The organism is Stella humosa (assembly GCF_006738645.1).
GTDB classification, from domain to species: Bacteria; Pseudomonadota; Alphaproteobacteria; order ATCC43930; family Allostellaceae; genus Allostella; species Allostella humosa.
Genome location: NZ_AP019700.1, coordinates 1205349 through 1226457, shown reverse-complemented (window position 1 = coordinate 1226457; position 21109 = coordinate 1205349). Strand labels below are relative to the sequence as shown.

General features: G+C 67.9%; 17 protein-coding genes and 1 pseudogene. 7 read left to right on the top strand and 11 right to left on the bottom strand.

Going from position 1 to position 21109, the window contains the following annotated elements:
- The first annotated feature begins 59 nt into the window (after positions 1-59).
- Both STVA_RS05810 and STVA_RS27550 read left to right on the top strand, forming a co-directional pair.
- Positions 60-1082, top strand: a complete 1023-nt coding sequence (locus STVA_RS05810) for a CapA family protein (RefSeq protein WP_123689531.1) — start codon at positions 60-62, stop codon at positions 1080-1082.
- Positions 1079-1252: a hypothetical protein gene (locus STVA_RS27550; protein WP_170216435.1), complete on the top strand. Its 174-nt coding sequence runs from the start codon at positions 1079-1081 to the stop codon at positions 1250-1252. Before STVA_RS05810 ends, STVA_RS27550 begins: the two co-directional genes overlap by 4 nt.
- A gap of 32 nt (positions 1253-1284) precedes the next feature.
- Here the strand turns inward: STVA_RS27550 and STVA_RS05805 are convergent, their stop codons facing one another.
- Together STVA_RS05805 and STVA_RS05800 are read right to left on the bottom strand one after the other, a co-directional pair.
- The gene (locus STVA_RS05805; protein WP_142235676.1) at positions 1285-1713 is read right to left on the bottom strand and encodes a hypothetical protein; all 429 of its coding nucleotides are present in this window, start codon (positions 1711-1713) and stop codon (positions 1285-1287) included.
- A gap of 391 nt (positions 1714-2104) precedes the next feature.
- On the bottom strand, positions 2105-3700 hold the full coding sequence (locus STVA_RS05800) for an ABC transporter substrate-binding protein (RefSeq protein WP_245978296.1): 1596 nt from the start codon (positions 3698-3700) through the stop codon (positions 2105-2107).
- Positions 3701-3835: 135 nt separating this feature from the next.
- Here STVA_RS05800 and STVA_RS05795 point away from each other — a divergent pair, with 135 nt between their 5' ends.
- Positions 3836-4555, top strand: a complete 720-nt coding sequence (locus STVA_RS05795; protein ID WP_123689893.1) for an FCD domain-containing protein — start codon at positions 3836-3838, stop codon at positions 4553-4555.
- Here the strand turns inward: STVA_RS05795 and STVA_RS05790 are convergent.
- Positions 4524-5441, bottom strand: a complete 918-nt coding sequence (locus tag STVA_RS05790; RefSeq protein ID WP_123689533.1) for a LysR family transcriptional regulator — start codon at positions 5439-5441, stop codon at positions 4524-4526. The genes STVA_RS05795 and STVA_RS05790 overlap by 32 nt on opposite strands.
- A 125-nt stretch (positions 5442-5566) precedes the next feature.
- On the opposite strand from STVA_RS05790, the gene STVA_RS05785 reads away from it, so the two are divergent.
- On the top strand, positions 5567-5953 hold the full coding sequence (locus tag STVA_RS05785; protein WP_123689534.1) for a tautomerase family protein: 387 nt from the start codon (positions 5567-5569) through the stop codon (positions 5951-5953).
- 67 nt (positions 5954-6020) lie between these two features.
- Here STVA_RS05785 and STVA_RS05780 read toward each other — a convergent pair whose 3' ends face one another.
- From STVA_RS05780 to STVA_RS05755, 6 genes are all read right to left on the bottom strand, one after another.
- Positions 6021-7874 (bottom strand): leucine-rich repeat domain-containing protein, encoded by a 1854-nt coding sequence (locus tag STVA_RS05780; RefSeq protein WP_142235675.1) that lies wholly within the window; start codon positions 7872-7874, stop codon positions 6021-6023.
- A 125-nt stretch (positions 7875-7999) separates the two neighbouring features.
- Positions 8000-9235 carry an aminotransferase class V-fold PLP-dependent enzyme gene (locus STVA_RS05775; protein ID WP_123689535.1) on the bottom strand — a complete coding sequence of 412 codons (1236 nt, stop codon included), beginning with the start codon at positions 9233-9235 and terminating at the stop codon, positions 8000-8002.
- Between the two features lie 5 nt (positions 9236-9240).
- A complete protein-coding gene (locus STVA_RS05770) occupies positions 9241-10695 on the bottom strand; it encodes a M81 family metallopeptidase (RefSeq protein ID WP_123689536.1) in 1455 nt (484 codons plus the stop codon).
- 201 nt (positions 10696-10896) lie between these two features.
- Positions 10897-12354 carry a M81 family metallopeptidase gene (locus STVA_RS05765; protein WP_123689537.1) on the bottom strand — a complete coding sequence of 486 codons (1458 nt, stop codon included), beginning with the start codon at positions 12352-12354 and terminating at the stop codon, positions 10897-10899.
- Positions 12351-13820 carry a M81 family metallopeptidase gene (locus STVA_RS05760; RefSeq protein WP_123689538.1) on the bottom strand — a complete coding sequence of 490 codons (1470 nt, stop codon included), beginning with the start codon at positions 13818-13820 and terminating at the stop codon, positions 12351-12353. The genes STVA_RS05765 and STVA_RS05760 overlap by 4 nt, the downstream gene beginning before the upstream one ends.
- A 22-nt stretch (positions 13821-13842) precedes the next feature.
- Complete coding sequence (locus STVA_RS05755) at positions 13843-15297, bottom strand: M81 family metallopeptidase (RefSeq protein ID WP_123689539.1); 1455 nt, start codon at positions 15295-15297, stop codon at positions 13843-13845.
- Between the two features lie 180 nt (positions 15298-15477).
- Here STVA_RS05755 and STVA_RS05750 point away from each other — a divergent pair, with 180 nt between their 5' ends.
- The 3 genes and pseudogenes from STVA_RS05750 to STVA_RS05740 all read left to right on the top strand — a co-directional run bounded on the left by STVA_RS05750 (position 15478) and on the right by STVA_RS05740 (position 18436).
- Positions 15478-16104, top strand: a complete 627-nt coding sequence (locus STVA_RS05750) for a UbiX family flavin prenyltransferase (RefSeq protein ID WP_197735796.1) — start codon at positions 15478-15480, stop codon at positions 16102-16104.
- Between the two features lie 141 nt (positions 16105-16245).
- Positions 16246-16449: pseudogene (locus tag STVA_RS28515) on the top strand (tetratricopeptide repeat protein); the annotation flags it as partial.
- Between the two features lie 1069 nt (positions 16450-17518).
- Positions 17519-18436, top strand: a complete 918-nt coding sequence (locus STVA_RS05740) for an SPOR domain-containing protein (protein WP_142235674.1) — start codon at positions 17519-17521, stop codon at positions 18434-18436.
- Between the two features lie 118 nt (positions 18437-18554).
- Here STVA_RS05740 and STVA_RS05735 read toward each other — a convergent pair whose 3' ends face one another.
- Positions 18555-20195 (bottom strand): class I adenylate-forming enzyme family protein, encoded by a 1641-nt coding sequence (locus STVA_RS05735; protein ID WP_123689542.1) that lies wholly within the window; start codon positions 20193-20195, stop codon positions 18555-18557.
- Entirely contained in the window at positions 20195-21055 is an 861-nt protein-coding gene (locus STVA_RS05730; RefSeq protein ID WP_123689543.1) for an amidohydrolase family protein, read from the bottom strand. The genes STVA_RS05735 and STVA_RS05730 overlap by 1 nt, the downstream gene beginning before the upstream one ends.
- Positions 21056-21109 lie beyond the last annotated feature (54 nt).

Sequence of the window (21109 nt, the reverse complement as noted above, 5' to 3'; positions counted from 1 at the left end):
TCCGCCAGCCCATCCGGGCGAAAACCGCCCCTCCACAGGCGAAGGGCCGGGACCGACCGATGAAGCGCACGCTGTTCCTGCTGGGCGATATCAACTTCCTGGGCGTGGCGGACGCGGCCGGCCTGTTCGACCGGGTGAAGCCGGCGCTGGCCGGCGCCGACCTCGTCTTCGCCAACCTCGAATGCTGCCTGTTCGACCCGCCGGCCGGCTATGCCGAGACGCGCGGCTTCTACGCACCCGCCCGCCTGGCGGCAGCCCTGGCCGACCTTGGCGTCGATGCCGTCGGCACCGCCAACAACGTGAATGTGGGGGCGGCCGCCATCCTCGGCTCGCTGGCGGCACTCGACGGCGCGGGCATCGCCCATGCCGGCAGCGGCGCCGACCTGGCGGCGGCCCGCGCACCCGCCATCGTCGACGGCAATGGCCTCAGCATCGGCATCCTGCAGCGCACCGCCGTCTTCTGGCGCGGCCAGCCAGCGACGGCGCGCGGCCCCGGCGTCGCCACCATCCTCGGCCACACCGCCTATCGCCCGATGATCGAGCATGGCCACACCCTGACCCGGCCCGGCGTGCCGCCGGAGGTCGTGACCTGGGCCGACCGCGACGGGCTGGCGGCCTTTGCCGCCGACATCGCGGCGCTGCGGCGCGAGGCCGGCTTCGTCGTCGCGTCGTGCCACTGGGGCCTGAAGCACGACGTGCTGGCCTATATGCGCGAATACGCCCATGCCGCGATCGACGCCGGTGCCGACATCGTCTTCGGCCACGGCCCGCACGCGCCGCTGGCGATCGAGCGCTATCGCGGCCGGACGATCGTCTACGGCGCCGGCGGCTTCAGCTTCCAGGCCGAGCATGGCGGCGTGGCGCTGACCCACTGGACCGGCCTGATGGTGCGCCTCGACCTGGTTGACGATCGCATCCAGCGCACCAGCTTCTCCTTCGTGCAGCGCAACGACGCCAACCAGACCGTCATCGTCCCGCCCGAGGGAGTGGCCGAAGAGCTGCGCCTGCTGGTGGCATCGTCGGCACCCCTGGGCGCCGCGCTGACGGTCGCGGACGGCTGCGTGACGGTGACGGACCGGTGAAGCGCCTGGCGGCCCTGCTGCTGCTGTTCGGCCTTGGCGGCTGCATGGCTGTCGCCACCCCGCCCGACGAACAGGCACGGCTGGAAAGCGACGGCGAGTGCCGCAACGCCACCCCCGGCAACCGCCTGCCCTTCTTCCGCTGCCAGGGCGACTACGACTCGTTCGAGTAGGGCGGGCGGGATGAGGGACGCACCCTTCCCCGTCAGTACGCGGCGAAGCCGATGGTTACGTCGCAGGCGCCGGAGATGGGATAGGAATTCGTCCAGCTACCCACGGCGCTGAAGCCGCAGGTCACCCGGTCGTAACTCTGGCTGACGATCGCGCAACTGAAGGGATTGCCAACGGTCGCCCCCGCCGCGCCATAGGTCATCTTCAGCTCAAGGGTCGCCCGGCAGCCGCGATTGCCGGGCAGCGTGACGGCCAGATCGTGGTTCTGGACGGGAACATCGCGTGCGGGCTGCCAATGCACGATGCGCTCGACCTTCTGGCCGGCGGGCACGTCCACCGGGCCATGGTTCTGCCCCGTCTCGCGCACCGCCCAGCCGGCGATCGCCTTGGTGCCGGCCTCGCTGGTCCAGGTCAGCTTGACCTCGAACATCTGCGCCGCAGCCGGCAGCGATGCCAGCGGCACGAGCAACCCCGCCAAGAGATGGGCTCGCCTGAACATCGCTTGTCCCCCGCTGCCACGGCTGCGTCGCGGGCTTCAAGCTAGCGCATGGGTATGGGATCGCAAGCGTCCGTTGTGGACTGCGCCCGCCCGAAGCGGTGATATGGTGTCCGTATGAGAAATCCGCCGGGGACGGGACGATCGGTATTGGAGCCTCGGCTCGAGGATGCCGGCGCGAGCATATCGTTCACCGATGCCGCGATCGCCGAACTGGGCCGCGAATGGGACATCGGCATCGCCAGCGGCCCTTCACGGGATGGCGAACGGGCATTCGCCCGCATCCTGTCCCGATTCACGGCGGAGAACGGCGGACGGTTCGCTTAGGCCCCGCCTGCCGCTCTCCCCACTTCTTCCCCTACTTCTTCTCGATGTTCCACATCGGCGGCATCGACGGGTTCGACAGCACGCCCGACAGCCGGTCGGAGCGATAGGCCATCGGCGACACCCACTGGCCGAAGGGGATGAACGGCACCTGCTCGTAGGCACGCTTCGACAGGTCGACCGCGATCGCCTTCCTCTCGGCCAGGGTCTGGGCCATGCCCCAGGAGCGGCGGACGTCCTCGAAGGCGGCGTTGCAGGGCCAGCCGAAATTGGCCTTCTCGCAGCCCATGCCGATCCAGTTGTTGGCGATCGGGTTGGACGAGCCCAGCACGGTGGTGCCGGTGATGAAGATGTTCCAGCCGCCCTGGGCCGGCGGCTCCTTCTTGGCCCGGCGCGCGCTGGCCGCGCCCCAGTCCATCGCCTGCACGTCGAGCTTCAGGCCGGCGCGGCGCATCTGCTGGATCAGCACCAGGGTCGCCGGGTTGATCATCCAGTGGTCGGTCGAATGCAGGATGGTGATCGGCTCGCCATTGTAGCCGGCCGCCTTGAACAGGGCCTCGGCCGCCTTCGGGTCCTTCTTGGCCGACTTGTAGACGTCCGACCCGGCGTCGGTTTCCATCGGCGTGCCGCAGCCGAAATAGGAGTAGCAGAGCTTCTGCAGCTTCCTGTCCGGGACGAAGGTGTTGAGATAGTCCGGCATGTGCAGGATGTGCAGCATGGCCTGGCGCGCCTCCACCTTGTCGAAGGGCGGGTGCAGGTGGTTGAGCTGGATGACGCCGATGGCGCCCGCGGCCGGGTGGGCGGTGATGGTGATGCCGGGCGTGGCCTCCAGGATCGGCAGGAAATCGACCTGGGGGGCCTCCAGGAAGTCGATCTCGCCCGCCACCAGGGCTGCCTGCTGCGTCTGCGGGTCGGAGAGGGTGATGAACTCCACCCGGTCGACCTTCGCCACCTTGCCGCCCGCCTGGCCGGACGCCGGCTCGGCGCGCGGCACATAGTCCTTGAACTTCGTATAGACGGTCTTCGACCCCGGCACCCATTCCGCGCGCTGGAAGACGAACGGGCCGGAGCCCACCATCTCCTGCACCGGCTGGAACGGGTCGGTCATCGCGTCCTTCTCGCGCATCACCGCCGGCAGGGCGCTGCTGTTCTTGGCCAGCGTCTCGATGACCAGCCCGAAGGGCTCCTTCAGCTTCCACTCGAACGTGCGGTCGTCCCGCGGCGTCAGCGCGTCCGTATAGCCGAACAGGATCTTGGCCCCGGCGTCGCGCACGCCCCAGCGCTTCATCGACTGGATCACGTCGCGCGACGTGACGGGGGTGCCGTCATGGAACTTCAGCCCCTCGCGCAGCGTGAAGACGTAGGTTTTCTTATCCTCGCTGACGGTCCATTTCTCGACCATCTGCGGCTGTGGCTCCAGCTTCTCGTCGGTCGCGAACAGCCGGTCGAAGATCATGTTTCCGTGCATCGAGGTGATGACCTGGGTGCTCCAGATCGGGTCGAGGGCGCGGACGTCGGCATGCAGCGTGGCGCGCAGGGTCTTGCCTTCCTGGGCTGCGGCGGGCATGGGGGCGAGGCCGGCGGCGGCGGACGCGGCCAGGACAGCCGCAACGCCTGCGAGCAGTGGCATGCGGGCGATTCGAGGTTTAAGCATCGGGGGCTCCTGGGCGCGGGACCGCAACCCGCGCGGCGATGGGGCGGGCGACGGCAATCGGGCGGGGAAGCGATGATCGTGGGCGGCAAGGTGAAAACTGTCAACAGTTTGATGCGCGGCGACGACGACGCGGCCCTGACGGCCCCCTCCCCGTCCGCCACGGCCGCCATCGCGCTGCGCCGGTCGGAATCGCTGGCCTCGATCGTGCTGCGCGAGATGGAGCGGATGATCCTGAGCGGCGAGTTGAAGGCGGGTGCCCGCATCAGCGAGCAGAACCTGGCCCAGCGGCTGGGCGTCAGCCGCGGGCCGGTGCGCGAGGCCGCCAGCGCGCTCGAGCGCAGCGGCCTGCTCACCAGCATCGCCAACCGCGGCGTCTTCGTGCGCGAGGTCTCGCCCGAGGAGCTGCTGGAACTCTATGACATGCGGGCATTGCTGACCGGCTTCGCCTGCCAGCGCCTCGCCCGCAGCGCCACGGCCGAGCAGAAGGCAGCCCTGCGCCGCATGGTCGACCAGATGGCGGCCGCCCTGAAGGCCGGCGACGGCCCCGCCTATTACCAGGGCAACCTCGACTTCCACGACGCGCTGATGGACTTCGCCGGCCACCGCAAGGCAGCCGAGATCTACGACACGCTATTGAAGCAGGCCCACCTGTCGCGCCGCGAGGTGCTGTCGAAAAGCGCCATGATGCAGGAGTCCGACGCCGAGCATGTCGCCATCGTCGAGGCGATCGAAGCCGGCGAGGCCGATCGCGCGCGCAAGGCCGGCGAGCGGCACGTGCTGAACGGCCGCGTGCGCCTTCTCAAGCGGCTCGGGCAGCGGCCGACGGCGTAGCGGCCGGGCTGGCCAGGGAGGGGTCGGCCAGGTGCCGCGCCAGCATCTGGCGGACCTCGGCCACCAGCGGTGGCTCGGCGGCCCGTGCCGGCAACAGGCCGAACTCCACGTCCGGCATCGGCGGCAGGCGGCCGTTCCAGTCGAACGGGGCAACGTCGGCCGGCGTCGCCGATGGGTTGAGGCAGGCGACGCCGAGGCCGGCAGACAGCGCCATCTGCAGCCCGCCGACGCCGGTGGCAGAGTGGACCACGTCGTAGCGGATGCCGTGGCGGTCCAGCACGCGGACCACCTGCTGCTGCAGCGAGCAATGGTCGGGCAGCACGATCAGCGGCAGGCAGTCGGAGGGGCCGGCGGCGAAGGCAGGGTGGGCGATCCACACCAGCGGCTCCCGCCCCAGCAGGATGCGGCCATCGTTCGGCGGCGGCGAGCCGTCGAGGTAGCGCATGGTGAGGCCGATATCGAAATCGCCGTTGCCCACCTCCTGCTCGATCACCGCACTCTTGCGGATCGACACATGCAGGCGCAGGCGCGGGTATTCCGCGCCCAGATGCTTCAGGAAGGCCGCCACCGCGGCGGGCCGGAAATAGTCGGTGATCGCCAGGCGCAGGTCGCCCGCCAGCCGCGTGCCGCGCATCTCCTGCAAGGCCGCGTCGCTGGCCGCCAGCAGCGGCCGGGCATGGGCGACCAGGCGCTCCCCCGCCGGGGTCAGCCGCGCACCGGTCTTGCCGCGCACCAGCAGGGGCACGCCGCAGAACGCCTCCAGCTTGCGCACCTGCTCGCTGACGGCCGATTGCGACCGGCAGAGGCGCGGTGCCGCCGCCGTCAGGCTGCCCGCCTCGGCGATCACCACCAGCGCATGCAGCAGTTCGAGATCGAAGCGCGCCATCGCACCATCAGGGAAACAAGCCATCGGGAAACCCGATGGATGCGATCATATCTTCCCGTTATTCCCGCCGCCACTCCTGCCGCACAGTCGCGCCCGAGCGACACGACAGACCGGCAGGAGACGACATGCCCTACACCAGGATCGAAACGCGGCGCGGCTGGATCGGCGAGCGCCGGCAGGACGTGATCGAGGCCGTCCAGCGCGCGCTATGCACCGGCCTCCTCATCCCCGAGACTGACCGCTGCGTGTTCCTCACCGAATACGATGCCGATGCCCTCATCGCCCCGCCCGGCCGGGGGCCGAGCTACATGGTCATCGCCGTCACCCTGTTCTCCGGCCGGTCGCTGGAGGCCAAGCGCCGGCTGTACCGGGCGCTGGTCGACGAGCTTGCGCCGTTCGGCGTGCCAGCGACGGACGTGAAGACGGTGTTGGTAGAAGCGCCGCGGGAGGATTGGGGGTTTCGCGGGTTGCCAGGGAGCGAGGTGGAGTTAGGCTTCAAGGTGGAGGTGTAAAGGGCACATTTGGATCGGCCGGCGCTGTCTCCCCCGCGGCGACAGTTACCACCTGAAACCCAGGAAACTAACCCGTCTGAATAACTTCAACTCCGAATAATCTATCCAGCCCTGTGATTTTCGTATTATGGAGCCTTACTTGCTTGAGATTTTCCAAATCTTTCAGCGGTTCTACATTAATCATATGCGGCGCACTAGAAATGTATAAACGCTCAAGTTTTTTTAGATTCTGCATAAAATATATATCAGAAAGATTCGCACACTGAATACTAAGTTCTTTTAAGTTTACAAGATTCCCTACTACGTCCAAATTGTTTGGATAATTTGCATAAATAGTTAATCTCTCTATATTATGTAGATTTTCTATTGGCTTTATACTTTTCAGCGCCGGTGCACCAATAGACAAAAGTGTCAATGCCTTCGAATCCGCTAACGGATCTAACCCTCCGATACCAGAATAGTGAACGGTAAAAGATTCTATCTCCGCAAGACCTTTGACAGCAAATATATCCACCAATCGCCTCGCGCTGATTATCAATTTACGCAACCCTGGTATTGGAGACAAATTTGGCACAACAATGTCAGACTTTGTATGTAAAGAAAAATACGACAAACTTTTTAGGTCCAGTATCGGATCTAGATTAACGCTGTTGTCAGATCTGATAAACAGAGTCTTTAGGTTAGTCATATTCTGAACGGGCTGGAGAGTTAATATTGATCCTCCTACTATAGATAGATGCTCCAATTTGGACAGACGACTAAGTCCAGATATATCGCCCGCCGCAGAGATGCGCAGAGCTCTTATACTCGCCATATTCTCTAAGATACCAGAGTCATTTCGAATTGAAAAATTCGCTCTTGTTAGTCTTACATCACGAACATTCGAGAGTTCGGATAAATATTCCCAATGCGGAATTACATTGTTCTTCTCTGCGGTACCTTGCAAATCAATTTTACCCACCAGATCAGCTAACTTCTTTGGTGGCTTTTCTCCCGCGAGCAGCAGCGCTCTAACTTCCGTTTCTGCTTTAATAGAATCTATGTTGCCAGACTCAATGTCTGGCGCTTCTTCTTTGTTGCCAATTTTACTTAGTCGTACCTCAATACGTTGAAGGGCATCCCCCAACCCTCGAACCGTCTTAATAGTAGACTCTAGGTGATCTCGAACGAATGCGACCCACCAATCAGCAAGAGGCTGCGCGATCTCGGTACCAATGTGTATTGCTCGCCCAGCGGCCCCAATGAGTGCTGGTGACATGCGTAGAGCGACGGAAATGGCACTCAGCCAGCGACGCACCAGAGGCTGCATGCCAACTTGAGACCGAGCCGCAAGAGAAAGATTGGCACTATCGACAAGCCTTCTTCGCAGAATGTCACCATTCTTTGTTTCTGACACCTTTTGTCTATCAAGTTCGCTCGCTGCAAACAGAACCTTGTCGCCAATCGAGTCAGAAATATTAAACACACTAGAGATAATATCTGTATTATTTATCGTTCCGACATCATCTGGCTGCGTTTTATCATCAAATTTTACTTGTGACTGGAGCCTATATTCTTCCAACGCCGTGGTAACGGAAGCTAGAAGTAAATTTAAGAGATTATCGATGTGCATACCGCGATAAAAACGAATTTCATCATCAGCACCCTCATGCTCAGACTCCGTTTCATCAAAATAAAAAAATTCTCTACGAACTCTTGGGAGAATATTCCTAGCCGACTCAAGTTGGACTCGACACTGCTCAGCGGTTCCGTTGACTAATCCAGCCAATGAAGCACAAAGATCCACAATAGCTAATTTTGGGAATCCTAGCGGAACAGCATTTAGACGCCCGATATTGTCTGATACTTGGAATGCATCTTTTTGGACTTGCTGGAGCTCCCTGAGCAAATTCTCATTGGGGGCATCAAAGGTGAGAGCCATAGCGTCCCCACTCATAGTTGAAATAAAGATTTAGAAAACCATATTTCGCAAGGTCAGTCTACCATCTGGTTGCAATTTATGTGGACAAAGCCCCTCCGACCCAGTCGCAGTCTAAAGTAGGTCTATCAGACCTCTTCCCTCACCCGCTCCGCAATCACCCACTCATCCCCCGGCTTCAACGCCACCGGGCTGAACAGCACCAGCCCGTCATGCACCCGCGACGGGTTCGCGTGGACCGACGGCGTACCGTCCTGCAATCGCCGCACGAGGTCCAGTGCCGTCATGCCGGCGGCTTCCTCGTCCAGCGCCAGGTGGACGGTGGGGACGGACGGGCGGCGGCGGTCGCGGACGAGCGTGACGGTGGCGTGGGGGATGCCGGCCAGGCCCGCCACCAGGTTCTCCATCAGCACGGTCCAGCGGGCGATGCGGGCGTCGTCGCCCTCGGCCAAGAACAGCTCCAGCGCGGTCAGCAGGCCGACGATCGCCTCCTTCCCCACCTTGGCGGGGCGGCCGATGCCGTGCTGGGGCAGGCCCGGGATGCGGTCCTTGTCGAACAGGCTGGCGGGCGGGTTCCACTGTTCCCAGAAGATGTCCTGGTCGAGGTGCTGGAGGGCCGCCGCCATCACCAGGTCGCGCTTGCCGCAGAGGATGCCGGAGGCCTGCGGGCCGCCGATCGCCTTGCCGCCGGAATAGCAGACGAGGTCCGCCCCCTCGGCGATGAAGCGCTTCAGGTTGGCGGCGGGCGGAAGCTGGGCCGCGGCATCGACGAGGACGGGCACGCCCTTGGAATGGGCGGCGGCCACCACTTCGGGCAAGGTCGGGCGGGCGTCGCGGCCGGCGACGTAGAGGACGGCGGCGGTGTACTCGTTGATGGCGGCCGCGATCTCCCACGCCTCGGTGTCGCGCACGCCAGCGCCGGAGTATCGGTCCGAAATTCCTACTTCAACCAGCGTCACGCCGGCCGCGCGCACCGCGTGGTCGTAGAAGTTGCGGTGGCTGCGGGCGACCACCACCTCGTTCTTCATGCCGCGCGTGTCGGGCAGGCGGTTCATCTTGGCGGGGTCCAGGCCCGTGACGCAGGCGGCCGTGCCCAGCAGCAAGGCGGCGGCGGCACCGGCCGTGACGTAGCCGGCCTCCGCCCCCGTATAGCCCGCGATCAGCTCGGACGCGCGGCCCTCGAGTGTCGCCATGTCGACGGTCCACTGCGTCGCCTCGCGCATGGCGTCGGCCACCTCGGGCTTCATGATGCCGCCGGAAAGGCGGGTGGCCGTCGTGTGGGCGTTGATGACGGTGGGCACGCCCAGCCGGTCATAGACGGTGGAGTTCGGGCGGCTGGGGCTGGAGCTGGGGCTGCTGGTCATGGGCGTCACTTCCACGGGTTCTCGTCGAACGGCCAGATCGGCCGCGGCAGTTTCTTGTAGGGCAGCGTGCGCAGGTCGCGCGGCAGCGGGCCGGGCGCGCTGGTGTAGAGCACCTCCTCGGCGATCGGGCCGAAGGCGGCGAAGAAGTGGTTGGTCGACTTCACCACGACGATGCGCCGCTGGGCCAGGTCGATGCCGAGGTTGGTGAAGAGGTCGGTGCCCAGCGCCTGCAACCGCGTGCTGATCAGCACCACGGCGATGCCGTCGACGTCGATGGCGGCCGCATCGCCGACCGAGCGCAGCTCGCCCGCGAAGGTCTGGGTCATGCCGCGCACCAGCTTCAGCACCGTCACCCGTGCGTCGATCGGCTGGCCGGAGGTGACGGCCACCTTGCCGCCGAAGCGGAGCTGGAAGCTGGTCCCCTCGCCCGCGTTGAAGCACATGCGCACGGCGACCGGATCCCAGATGGGGCCCAGGGCCGCCTCGGTGATGCCGCGCTCCATCATGCGGCGCAGGATGAAGGTGCTGTCGCCGCCCGCCCCGCCGCCGGCATTGTCCGCGCCATCGGCGACGACGACGGTGCCCTGGTTGCGTGCTGTGCCGCGGTCCAGCGCCTCGTCGATCGAGAGCGCCGGCGGGCGCAACTCGTCGCGCAGGTCCCACAGCTCGCGGCCCAGCTTCTCGGCCAGGGCATCGCCAAACTCTTTCCGGTCGTCGGTGACGACCAGCATCTTCGCCCCCACCTCGGGCACGTCGCCATAGCCGAAGCCGTGCGCGACGGAGATGGAGAGGATGCCGTCCTTGCCCTCCATGGACATGATCTTGTCGACGAAGCCGCGCATCGGCTGGCGCGAGGTCGGGAAGCCGTTCAGCATGCGCATGTCGAAGACCGACATGACCGGCTTCACCTGGCCCAGCGCCTGGGCCTCGATGATGTCGGCCAGCTCCTCGGCCCGGGCGACCGTGTCGGTGTGGGGGAATTCCTTGTAGCAGATGATGACGTCGGACGCGGCGACGCGTTGCCTCGTCAGGTGGCAATGCGGGTCGAGCTCGACGCCGACCGGCACCTTCGGCCCGACGATCTCGCGGATGCGCGACAGCAGGTCGCCCTCGCAATCGTCATAGCCGTCGGCCACCATGGCGCCGTGCAGGCCCATCAGGACGATGTCGACCGGCATGGCGGCCCGCAGCTCGGCCAGGATCTCGTCGCGCATCGCCTCATAGTCTCGGCGGACCGTGTTGCCGGCCGGGTTGGCGGCGAAGCACGAGCCCTCGACCACGTCCCAGCCCTTGGTCTTCGCCCGCTGGCGCGCGACCCATAGCGGTGCCGCATAGAGCGTCGGCCGCTCGGGATGCTCGCCCGGGCCGACATGCAGGCGCTCGCGATAGCCGTCGCGGCTGGTCAGCATCGGCGAGAAGGTATTGGTCTCCGCCCCCAGGGAGGCCGTGAAGCAGCGCATCGGGTCAGCTTTCAGGATGTAGAGACGGGAGGGTTGGGCGGGGCCGGTGCGCCCTCGACTGCTCGCTGCGCTCCCGCGCTCGGGGTGAGGATGGTCCGTTCGCTCCACCATCGTCGGCGCCGGTTTCCGCCCCCCTCATCCCGAGCGCGCAGCGCCGCGGAGCGGCGTGAGCAGTCGAGGGACGCAGCGGCGGTCATGCCGTCACGCCGCCCACGGGTCGGCATCCATCGGCCATTTCGGCCGCTGCACGCGGGTATAGGGCAGGCGCAGGAAGTCGCGCGGTAGGGGGCCGGGGGCGTCCATGTACAGCACCTCCTGCGCCACCTTGCTGAAAGAGGCGTAGAAGTGGTTGGTCGACTTGACGACGCAGAGCCGCTTGGTCGCGAGGTCGATGCCGAGGTTCGAAAACAGGTCGCTGCCCAGCGCCTGGGTGCGGTTGTCGATCAGGACGATGGCGATGCCGTCGACCTCGATCGCGGCCGCGTCGCCGATGTTCGACAGCGCCTTGCCGAAGGTCTGGGTGGCGTTGCGCACCAGCTTCGTCACCGTCACCATGGCGTCGATCGGATCGCCGGACGTGGCCGCCATCTTGCCGCCGAAGCGGAGCTGGAAGCGCGTGCCCTCGCCCGCGTTGAAGCACATGCGCACGGCCACCGGGTCCCAGATCGGGCCGAAGGCGGCGTCCGTGATGCCGCGCTCCATCATCCGCTTCAGGACATAGGTGGAATCGCCCGCCGCCCCGCCGCCGGCATTGTCGGACGGGTCGGCGATGACGACCAGGCCGTCATTGCGGGCGCTGGCCTTGTCGAGCGCCTCGTCGATGGAGAGGAAGGGCGGGCGCACCTCGTTGCGCAGGTCCCACAGCTCGCGGCCGAGCTTTTCCGCCAGGGCGTCGCCCTTGGCCTTCTGGTCGTCGGTGACGACCAGCACGCGGGTGCCCATCTCGGGCACGTCGGCATAGGGGAAGCAGTGGGCGATGGAGATGGAGAGGATGCCGTCCTTGCCTTCCATCGCCATGATGCGGTCGACGAAGCTGCGCATCGGCTCGCGCGAGGTGGGAAAGCTGTTCACCATGCGGCAGTCGAAGACGGACTGCACGGGCTTGACCCGGCCCAGCGCCATCGCCTCGATGAGGTCGGCCAGTTCCTCGCCACGCTCGACGAAGTCGGTGTGGGGGAACTCCTTGAAGCAGATGATGACGTCGGCGGCGGCCACCCGCTTTTCCGTCAGGTGGCAGTGCGGGTCGAGCTCGCAGCCGACCGGCACCTTCGGCCCGACGATCTCGCGGATGCGGGCCAGGATGTCGCCCTCGCAGTCGTCATAGCCATCGGCCACCATGGCGCCATGCAGGCCCATCAGCACGATGTCGACCGGCAGTGCCGCCTTCAACTGCTCCAGGATCTCGTCGCGCATCGCCTCGTAATCCTTGCGCACCAGGATGCCGGCCGGCTGGGCGAAGGAGCAGGAGCCCTCGACCACCGTCCAGCCCTTGGACGCGATGCGCTGGCGGGCGGCCCAGAGCGGGCCGGTGCAGAGCGTCGGCCGGTCCGGGTGCTGGCCGGGGGGCGCGTAGAAATCCTCCTCGAAGCTCTGCCGGCTGGTCAGCATCGGCGAGAAGGTGTTGGTCTCGGTGCCGAACGAGGCGGTGAAGCACTTCATGACGGGCGGTCCTGGTTCCAGGGGTTCTGGTCGAGCGGCCAGATCGGCCGCTGGATGCGGGTATAGGGGATCGACGCGAAGTCCAGCGTCAGGCTGCCGGGCGCGCCGGTGTACAGCACCTCCTCGGCCATGCGGCTGTAGGAGGCGTAGAAATGGTTGGTCGACTTGACCGCGCAGACGCGGCGGCGGGCCAGGTCGATGCCGAGGTTGGTGAAAAGGTCGGTGCCGAAGGCCTGCTGCCGGTTGGTGGTCAGGACCACGGCGATGCCCTCGACCTCGATCGCGGCGGCATCGCCCAAGGGCGCCAGCGCGTCGCCGAAGGTTTGGGTGGCGTCGCGCACCAGCTTCGTCACCGTCACCATCGCGTCAATCGGGTCGCCGGAGCCCAGGCCCATCTTGCCGCCGAAGCGGAGCTGGAAGCGGGTGCCCTCGCCCGCGTTGAAGCACATGCGCACCGCCACCGGGTCCCAGATCGGGCCGAAGGCGCCGCCCTCGATCCGCCGCTCCAGCATCCGCCGCAGGACGAAGGTGGAATCGCCGGGCGCCCCGCCGCCGGCATTGTCGGACGGGTCGGTGATGACGACCAGGCCCTGGTTGCGGGCGACCGCGCGGTCGAGTGCATCGTCGATCGACAACACGGGCGGATAGGCCTCGTCGCGCAGGTCCCACAGCTCGCGGCCAATCTTCTCGGCCAGTGCGTCGCCGAAGGGCTTGCCGTCGTCGGTATAGACGACGACGCGGGTGCCGATCTCGGGCACGTCGGCATAGGGGAAGCCGTGCGCGATCGAGATGGTGAGGATGCCGTCCTTCCCCTCCATCGCCTTGATGCGGTCGACCAGCCCGCGCATCGGCTGACGCGTGGTGGGGTAGAGGTTGATCATGCGGCAGTCGAACACGGACGCCACCGGCTTCACCCGGCCCGCCGCCACCGCCTCGATCACGTCCGCCAGCTCCTCGCCGCGCTCGACGAAGTCGATATGCGGGAACTCCTTGAAGCAGATGATGACGTCGGTCGCGGCCAGCCGCTGCTTCGTCAGGTGGCAGTGCGGGTCGAGTTCCGCCCCGATCGCCACCTTCGGCCCGACGATGTCGCGGATGCGGGCCAGCAGGTCGCCCTCGCAGTCGTCATAGCCGTCGGCCACCATGGCGCCGTGCAGGCCCATCAGCACCATGTCGACCGGCAGGGCGGCCTTGAGCTGGCCCAGGATCTCGTCGCGCAGATCCTCATAGGCCGCCCGCGTCGTGATGCCGGCCGGCTGCGCGAAGGCGCAGGTGCCCTCGATCACCGTCCAGCCCTTGGTGGCGATGCGCTTGCGCGCCGCCCACAGCGGCCCGGCGAACAGCGTCGGCCGGTCCGGGTGCTGGCCGGCGGGCGCATAGAACTCGTCGAGGAAATCCTGCTTGCTGGTCAGCATCGGCGAGAAGGTGTTTGTCTCGGTGCCCAGCGAGGCGGTGAAGCAGCGCATCGTCGTCGGCCTCCCCTTGCCGTCAGGACCAGGGATTCTCGTCCAGCGGCCAGATCGGCCGCGGGATGCGGGTATAGGGGATCTTGGTGAAGTCGCGCGGGATGGCGCCCGGCGCGTCGGTGTACAGCACCTCCTCGGCGATCGGGCCGAACTCGGCGAAGAAGTGGTTGGTCGACTTGACCACCGCGATCCGCTTGGTCGCCAGGTCGATGCCGAGGTTGGTGAACATGCCCCGGCTCTTGCACTGCTGCCGGTTTGTGATGAGGACGACCGAGATGCCGTCGACGTCGATGGCCGCCGCGTCGCCCAGGAAGACCACGGTGCCGCAATAGTCCATGCGCGCGTCGGGAACGAGCTTGGTCACCGTCACCATCGCGTCGATCGGGTCGCCCGAGGTGGGGCCGATCTTGCCGCCGAAGCGCAGGTTGAAGCGCGCCCCCTCCCCAGCATCGAAGCAGAGGCGGACGGCGACCGGGTCCCAGAAGCCGCCGATGGCAGCATCCGTGATGCCGCGCTCCATCATGCGCTTCAGCACGAAGGTGGAATCGCTGGGGGCGCCGCCGCCCGGGTTGTCGGACGGGTCGGCGATGACGACCAGCCCCTGGTTGCGGGCGACGCCGCGGTCCAGCGCCTCGTCGATGGTGAGGAACGGCGGCCGCACCTCGTCGCGCAGGTCCCACAGCTCACGGCCCAGCTTCTCTGCCAGCGCGTCGCCGAATTCCTTGCGGTCATCGGTCACCACCAGGACCTTCGTCCCCATCTCGGGCACGTCGGCATAGGGGAAGCAGTGCGCGACGGAGATCGACAGGATGCCGTCCTTCCCCTCCATGGCCATGATCCGGTCGACGAAGCCGCGCATCGGCTGGCGCGAGGTCGGGAAGCTGTTGATCATGCGGCAGTCGAAGACCGAGCTGACCGGCTTCACCTTCCCCAGCGCCATCGCCTCAATGATGTCGGCCAGTTCCTCGCCACGCTCGACGAAGTCGGTGTGGGGGAATTCCTTGTAGGTGATGATGACGTCGGTAGCCTCCAGGCGCTGCTGCGTCAGGTGGCAGTGCGGGTCGAGCTCGCAGCCGATCGGCACGCCCGGGCCGACGATGGCGCGGATGCGCGCCAACAGGTCGCCCTCGCAGTCGTCATAGCCGTCCGCCACCATGGCGCCGTGCAGGCCCATCAGCACGATGTCGACCGGCATCGCCGCCTTCAACTGCTCCAGGATCTCGTCGCGCAGCTCCTCGTAGGCCCGGCGCACCGTGGTCCCGGCCGGCTGGGCGAAGGAGCAGGAGCCCTCGACCACCGTCCAGCCCTTGGTCTGGGCCCGCTTGCGCGCGGCCCAGAGCGGCGAGGTGCAGTTGGTCGGCCGGTCGGGGTGCTCGCCCGGCCGGGCATAGAAGTTCTCGGTGAAGCTGCGCAGGCTGGTCGGCATGGGCGAGAAGGTGTTCGTCTCCGTACCCAGGGAGGCGGTGAAGCACTTCATCGGCAGGGGTCTCTCGATCGGAGGGGGCAGCCGCGGACGGCGCCGCGAAAGGCGGAATGAGAACGCTATCATGGTCCGGCGACGGGATGCGACGGGCAAGAGCGAAGGCGGCTCGCTTGACGCTGGCGGGCTCACGCGCAACATTCGTCGCAGCCGCCAACCATCGGAAGCGTGAGGACATTGACGAACCGCCGCCTCGTCGTCGGCATCAGCGGCGCCTCCGGAATCATCTACGGGGTGCGGCTGCTGGAAGTGCTGCGCGATACGCCGATCGAGACCCACTTGGTGATGACCCGGTCGGCCGAGGTGACGCTGGCCTACGAGATGGCGCGCAAGGTGGCCGACGTGCATGCCCTGGCCGACGTGGTCCACAAGGCCGATGACATGGGGGCGGCCATCTCGTCCGGCTCGTTCCGCACGCTGGGCATGGTCGTCGCCCCCTGCTCGGTGCGCAGCATGAGCGAGATCGCCTCGGGCGTGACCGCCGGCCTGCTGTCGCGGGCGGCCGACGTGGTGCTGAAGGAGCGCCGCCGCCTGATCCTGCTGGTACGCGAGACGCCGCTGCATGTCGGCCACCTGCGCACCATGACCCAACTGGCCGAGATGGGGGCGGTGATCATGCCGCCGGTGCCGGCCTTCTATGCCCGTCCCGCCAGCATCGACGAGCTGGTCGACCACACGGTCGGCCGCGCGCTCGACTTGCTCGACCTCGACCATGACCTCGTCCGCCGCTGGGGCGAGGCGCCGGACGACGGCTCCACCCCGGTGCGGCGCTTCCGCCGCGCCGCCACCCAGGATGGTGCATGATGCGCACGGCCCCGCAGCCGCCCCGGCTCTGGCCCTCGCCCTGGCCTTGCTGCTGGCCGCCCCGCCCCGCCGGCCCATGCCGAATCCGCCGCCTTCGAGAAGGGCGTCGTCGCCTATGACCGCGGCGACTTCGCCGAGGCGGTGCGGATCTGGACGCCGATCGCCCGCCAGGGCGACGTCGCCGCCCAGTTCAACCTGGGCCTGATCTACGAGAAGGGCCGCGGCGTGCCGGTAAGTGCCCAGCGTGCGGCCCAGTGGTACCTGAGTGCGGCGGAATCCGGCCACGCCAAGTCCGCCTACAATCTCGGCATCCTCCATTCGCGCGGCGCGCTCGGCCCCAACCGCGACCTCGATTCCGCGGCCAAGTGGCTGGAGCTGGCGGCCGAGAAGGGCATCCCCCAGGCGCAGTACCTGCTGGCCCTGCTGCTGGTCGATCGCGACTATCGCGGCATCAACCCCAACCTGTCGGACAAATGGATGCGCCAGGCCGCCGCCGCCGGCCTGCCCGCCGCCCGCCAGCACCTGGCCGAGAAGCAAAAGGAGGCGGCGCCGACGCCACCCGGGACGACCGCCCCGACCGTGGCCGCCGCCCGGCCCCTGTCGCGCCGCCACCGCCGGCACCGCCGCCAACCCCACCGGCGGCCGCCGCTCCACCACCGCCGCCAACGCCCGTGTTGCCACCAGCCGTGTCGCCACCACCGGCCAGCCCCGCCCCATCCGTGGCGGCAGCCGATCCGGCACCGATCGCTGCGCCGACCGCATCGCCACCGCCGCCGGCCCCCGCCCGGCCCCGGCCGTCGCCGCCGTGGTGCCGCCGCCGCGTCCCGCGCCGCCGCCGCCGCGCCCGGTGCCGGCCCCGCCGCCCTCGGGCGAGATGGCGGAAACACGCGCCGCCACCCCGCCGATCCTGCCCGGCCGCGGCCAGGCGCCGACGGCACCCGCCGAGGCGATCGAGCCCGCCCTGCCGCTGACGCTCGCCCCGCCTCAATCGACGCCGGCCCCGCCGCCGCCTTTGGCCGCGCCACAGCCGCCACCCCTGGCGCCTGTGGCGATCGTGCCCCGGCACCGGCAGCCGCCCCGCCGGTGTCAGAGCCGCCCCGCCGGCCAGACCGGCGCCACAGGCGGTGGCCGCCCTGCCGGCCGCACCGCCACCGCCGCGCCCGGCAAACGCGCCGGCACCGTCCCGCTCCGATACCGGCTGGCGCTCGATCTTCAGCACCCGCGACCCGGGCTTCCGGTCGGTCGGGGCAGAGGTCGGCGAGCCGCGGCCGCAGGCGCCCCCCGTTCCATCGACAGCCTCTCCATCGACCGCCGCCCCGACCGCACCGCCACCGACCGCGGCACCCGCACGTCCCGCCGTCGCCCCGCCGCCCGCGCGCCCGGCGCCTGTTGCCGCCGCCGTTCCCCGGCGCCGGTGCCGGCCGATCTGCCCCCCGCCGCGCCCGTGCCGGCGCCCGGCCGACTACCCGGCCCCTCCTCATCGCAGCCGAGTTACCAGCCGCCGGCCTATGCACCGCCGCCGGCGCCGTACCAGCCGCCGGCCTATCCGTCCCAGGCCTACCAGCAGCAGCCCGCCTATGCGCGGCAGTCCTACCAGCCGCCGCCGCCGGCCGGCCGCTATCCCGATGCGGGCTACCAGCCGCCGGCCTACGAGCAGCGGAACTACCCGCGTCCCTCGTACCAACAGCCCGACTACCAGCCGCCCGCCTATCAGCAGCCATCCTACCAACAGCCCAGCTACCAGGCGCCCAGCTACCAGCCCCCCAGCTACCAGGCGCCGGCCTACGCCCCGCGCACGTCCGCGCCGGCGCCGGCCTATGCGCCGCAGCCGGGCTATCAGCCGGCACCCTCCAACTATCCGCCGTCCGGCACCACCCAGCGCCCGCCGCCGGCGCAGACCCCGCCGGCCTGGATGCGTCTGCCGCCGCTGCCGCCCGAGCGCCAGTCGCTGGCCGCCGACCGCTACGTGCCCCCGCCGCAGAACCTGGCCATGGCAAGCCCGCCGCCCGGCCGCGGCCAGGGCGGCTATGCCAACCTGCAGACCGAGATCGTCGAGCCCGGGCGGGCAGCCCGCGGCCCGCGCAACTATCGCGTCTGGCTCGGCACGGTATCGACGGAGGCCCAGGCCCGCTGGGAGTGGGAGCGGCTGCTGGAACGCCACCCGCGCGCGCTGACCTCGGCCGCGGCCGACGCGGCGCTGTCGCCGGCCGAACGCGGCTGGCGCATCTATGCCGGCCGGTTCGAGACGATGGCGGCGGCCAGCGCCTTCTGCGCCGAACTCCGCCTCGACGACCGCCTGGCCGGCTGCATGCCCTATCGCGAGCCGAACTGAGCGATCGACGACGCCCGATGGCACCGGCCGGGCAGGACTGCCCGGCCGCCTTGGCGTCCCTCGACGGAATGCCCGCGACGGCGGGCTCGCCTGTCGGCAGGGACGGCCGGGTCCGGCTCTAGGGCCGCCAGATCCCGTCGATGCGGTCGAACGTGCCGGCGCGCGGGTCGCTGCCGGCCGCCACGATCTGGTGCTTGGCCAGCTTGTTGGAGGCCGTGCGCGGCAGCGTGTCGGCAAAGGCGTAGTAGCGCGGGATCTTGAAGCGGGCGAGGTTGGCTTCGCAATGGGCGATGATCGCGCGCAGCAGGGCGGCGTCGCCCGCCTCGCGCGCTACGCCCTCGCCGGCTTCCCGTTCGATGGTGATGCGCACTTCCTCGCCGCGGGTCTCGTCGGGGACGGCGGTGACGGCGGCGTCGATGACGCCCGGCAGGTGGCGCACGACGCTCTCGATCTCGACCGCCGCGATGTTCTCGCCGCCACGCCGGATCATGTCCTTGATGCGGCCGACGATATAGAAGAAGCCCTGTTCGTCCTGGCGGGCAACGTCACCGGTGCGGAACCATTCGCCGTCGAAGGACCGCGCCGTCGCCTCGGGCTTGTTCACGTAGAGCTTCAGCATCGACGGGCCGGTGATCTGGAGCTCGCCCGGGTCCCCCAGCGCCACTTCCTGCCCTTCCGGCCCGCGGATGCGGGCGCGGCGGAACAGCGACGGCGCCCCGATCGAGCCCGAACCCACCATGTCCTCGACCTCGAACGGCATGAAGGTGCCGGGGCCGACCTCGGTCATGCCGAAGATCTCGCGCGCGCGGACGTTGAAGCGGCGCTCGATCTCGCGGTGGCCGTCGCGGCTGACGGCAGCCATCGCCACCTCCGACAGGGCCGTGCGGTTGTCGTCGAAGGCGGCCGGCTGCTTCAGCACGACCTCGGGGAAGATGCACCAGTTGGCGCCGATCTCCTTGATCCAGCCGATGAAGCGCGTCGCGCTCGGCCGTTCGGCCATGTAGAGCGTGGCGCCGATGTTGAGTGCCGTCAGCAGCAGGAACTGGGCATTCATGTAGAAGAAGAGGTTCTGCACCAGCAGCCGGCGCACCTGCGAGGTGGTGCGCGCGCTGGCCGACCGGCACAGCACCAGCCAGTAGCTCTGCGGCAGCAGGCAGCCCTTCGGCAGGCCGGTGGTGCCCGACGTGTACTGGATGCCGATGGGGTCGTCGCCGGTCACCGGCTCGGCCGGGGTGAAGCTGTCGCGCGCGCTGGCGATCAGTTGTTCCCACGAGCGCGTGCCGCCGACCGGCGAGGTGCCGACGACGACGATGCGGTCGTCGGTCAGCGCCGCCGGCCGCTCGGGCGCGGCCAGGAAGGTCGCCATGCAGGTCTCGTCGACGACGGCGAAGCTGGCGCCGCCGTCGGTCGTCGCATAGGCGATCTCGCGCGGGGTGTAGCCGTTGTTGACCGGGATCATCGCCGCGCCGATGCGGGCCAGCGCCAGCCAGGTCACGGGATACTCCAGCCGGTTGGGCAGCATCACCGCCACCCGGTCGCCACGGCGGACGCCGATGGCGACCAGCGCGTTGGCCGCCCGGTTCACCGCCCGGTCGAGCCCGGCATAGGTCAGTTGCTGGCCGCGCTCGAAGAAGACGATGGCCAGGCGGTCGGGATCCCGCCGCGCGGCATCGGCCAGAAGCTCGCCCATGGTGGCGTAGAAGGGCTCACGCTCGATCCGGCGCAGGCGCTCCTGGACGATGGCGACGACGGGATGCATCAGTCGATCCCCAAGAGGCGGGCGGCGTTGCCGTAGACCCACTTCTGGGTGACCTCGGGCTTCAGCGGCAGGGCGCGGATCTCGTCGAAGGCCCGGCCGATCGGCTGCAGCGGGTGCGAGGTGCCGAAGATGATCTGGTCCTGGAGGATCGAGTTGCCGTACTTCACGAGCGGCTCGTAGCCGGAATCCTCGGCCTCCAGGTACTTCGGCCGGACCGCCGAGACGCCGATGAAGACGTTCTTGTGGCGCCAGGCGACGCCGATCAGCTCCTGCACCCAGGGCCAGCCCGGCGGGGCGGCGACCACCCGCAGCTCGGGGAAATGCACCATCACCTCGTCTAGGAGGATCGGCCGGCCATGCTCCATCAGGCATTCGGTCGAGAAGTTGATGCTCGAATGCACCGTGACCGGGATGTCCAGCTCGATGCACTTGGCATAGAGTGGGTAGAGCTTCTTGTCGTTGATGGCGATCTTGTGCTCGAAGCACTGCAGGTTGAGCCCGCGCAGGCCCAGCTCCTTCACCGCATGCTCCAGCTCGCGGATGGCGGCCATGCCCTTGTGCGGGTCGACGCCGGCAAAGCCGAGGAAGCGCGGGCCATGATCCTTGCAGAAGCCCGCGACGAACTCGTTGGTCGTCTTGTGGCCGAAGGTCGTCTCGGTGTCCTTGGCGCGCACGACGACGTGCTTGGCGTCGACCGCGTCATAGGCCGCCAGATAGTCCGCCATCTTGTCCTCGCCGGCAGCCTCGGACTCGGCGGCGGCCGCCTCGCTCGAGCGGTAGACCCGGCGATAGTTCGACAGGTGGCTGGCCCGGACGCCGAAATCCGGCAGGGGCGGGCGGCTGGAGAAGTCGATGACCATCAAGGGCCTCCGGATTGGGCTGGCGGGGAAATCGACGATAGGCGCCACCCCCGC

Excerpts from the sequence above, each read along its gene's own strand:
- STVA_RS05810 (WP_123689531.1), top strand. The coding sequence starts at position 60 with ATGAAGCGCACGCTGTTCCTGCTGGGCGATATCAACTTCCTGGGCGTG.
- STVA_RS05800 (WP_245978296.1), bottom strand. The coding sequence starts at position 3,700 with ATGCCACTGCTCGCAGGCGTTGCGGCTGTCCTGGCCGCGTCCGCCGCC.
- STVA_RS05795 (WP_123689893.1), top strand. The coding sequence starts at position 3,836 with ATGCGCGGCGACGACGACGCGGCCCTGACGGCCCCCTCCCCGTCCGCC.
- STVA_RS05790 (WP_123689533.1), bottom strand. The coding sequence starts at position 5,441 with ATGGCGCGCTTCGATCTCGAACTGCTGCATGCGCTGGTGGTGATCGCC.
- STVA_RS05785 (WP_123689534.1), top strand. The coding sequence starts at position 5,567 with ATGCCCTACACCAGGATCGAAACGCGGCGCGGCTGGATCGGCGAGCGC.
- STVA_RS05780 (WP_142235675.1), bottom strand. The coding sequence starts at position 7,874 with ATGGCTCTCACCTTTGATGCCCCCAATGAGAATTTGCTCAGGGAGCTC.
- STVA_RS05775 (WP_123689535.1), bottom strand. The coding sequence starts at position 9,235 with ATGACCAGCAGCCCCAGCTCCAGCCCCAGCCGCCCGAACTCCACCGTC.
- STVA_RS05770 (WP_123689536.1), bottom strand. The coding sequence starts at position 10,695 with ATGCGCTGCTTCACGGCCTCCCTGGGGGCGGAGACCAATACCTTCTCG.
- STVA_RS05765 (WP_123689537.1), bottom strand. The coding sequence starts at position 12,354 with ATGAAGTGCTTCACCGCCTCGTTCGGCACCGAGACCAACACCTTCTCG.
- STVA_RS05760 (WP_123689538.1), bottom strand. The coding sequence starts at position 13,820 with ATGCGCTGCTTCACCGCCTCGCTGGGCACCGAGACAAACACCTTCTCG.
- STVA_RS05755 (WP_123689539.1), bottom strand. The coding sequence starts at position 15,297 with ATGAAGTGCTTCACCGCCTCCCTGGGTACGGAGACGAACACCTTCTCG.
- STVA_RS05735 (WP_123689542.1), bottom strand. The coding sequence starts at position 20,195 with ATGCATCCCGTCGTCGCCATCGTCCAGGAGCGCCTGCGCCGGATCGAG.
- STVA_RS05730 (WP_123689543.1), bottom strand. The coding sequence starts at position 21,055 with ATGGTCATCGACTTCTCCAGCCGCCCGCCCCTGCCGGATTTCGGCGTC.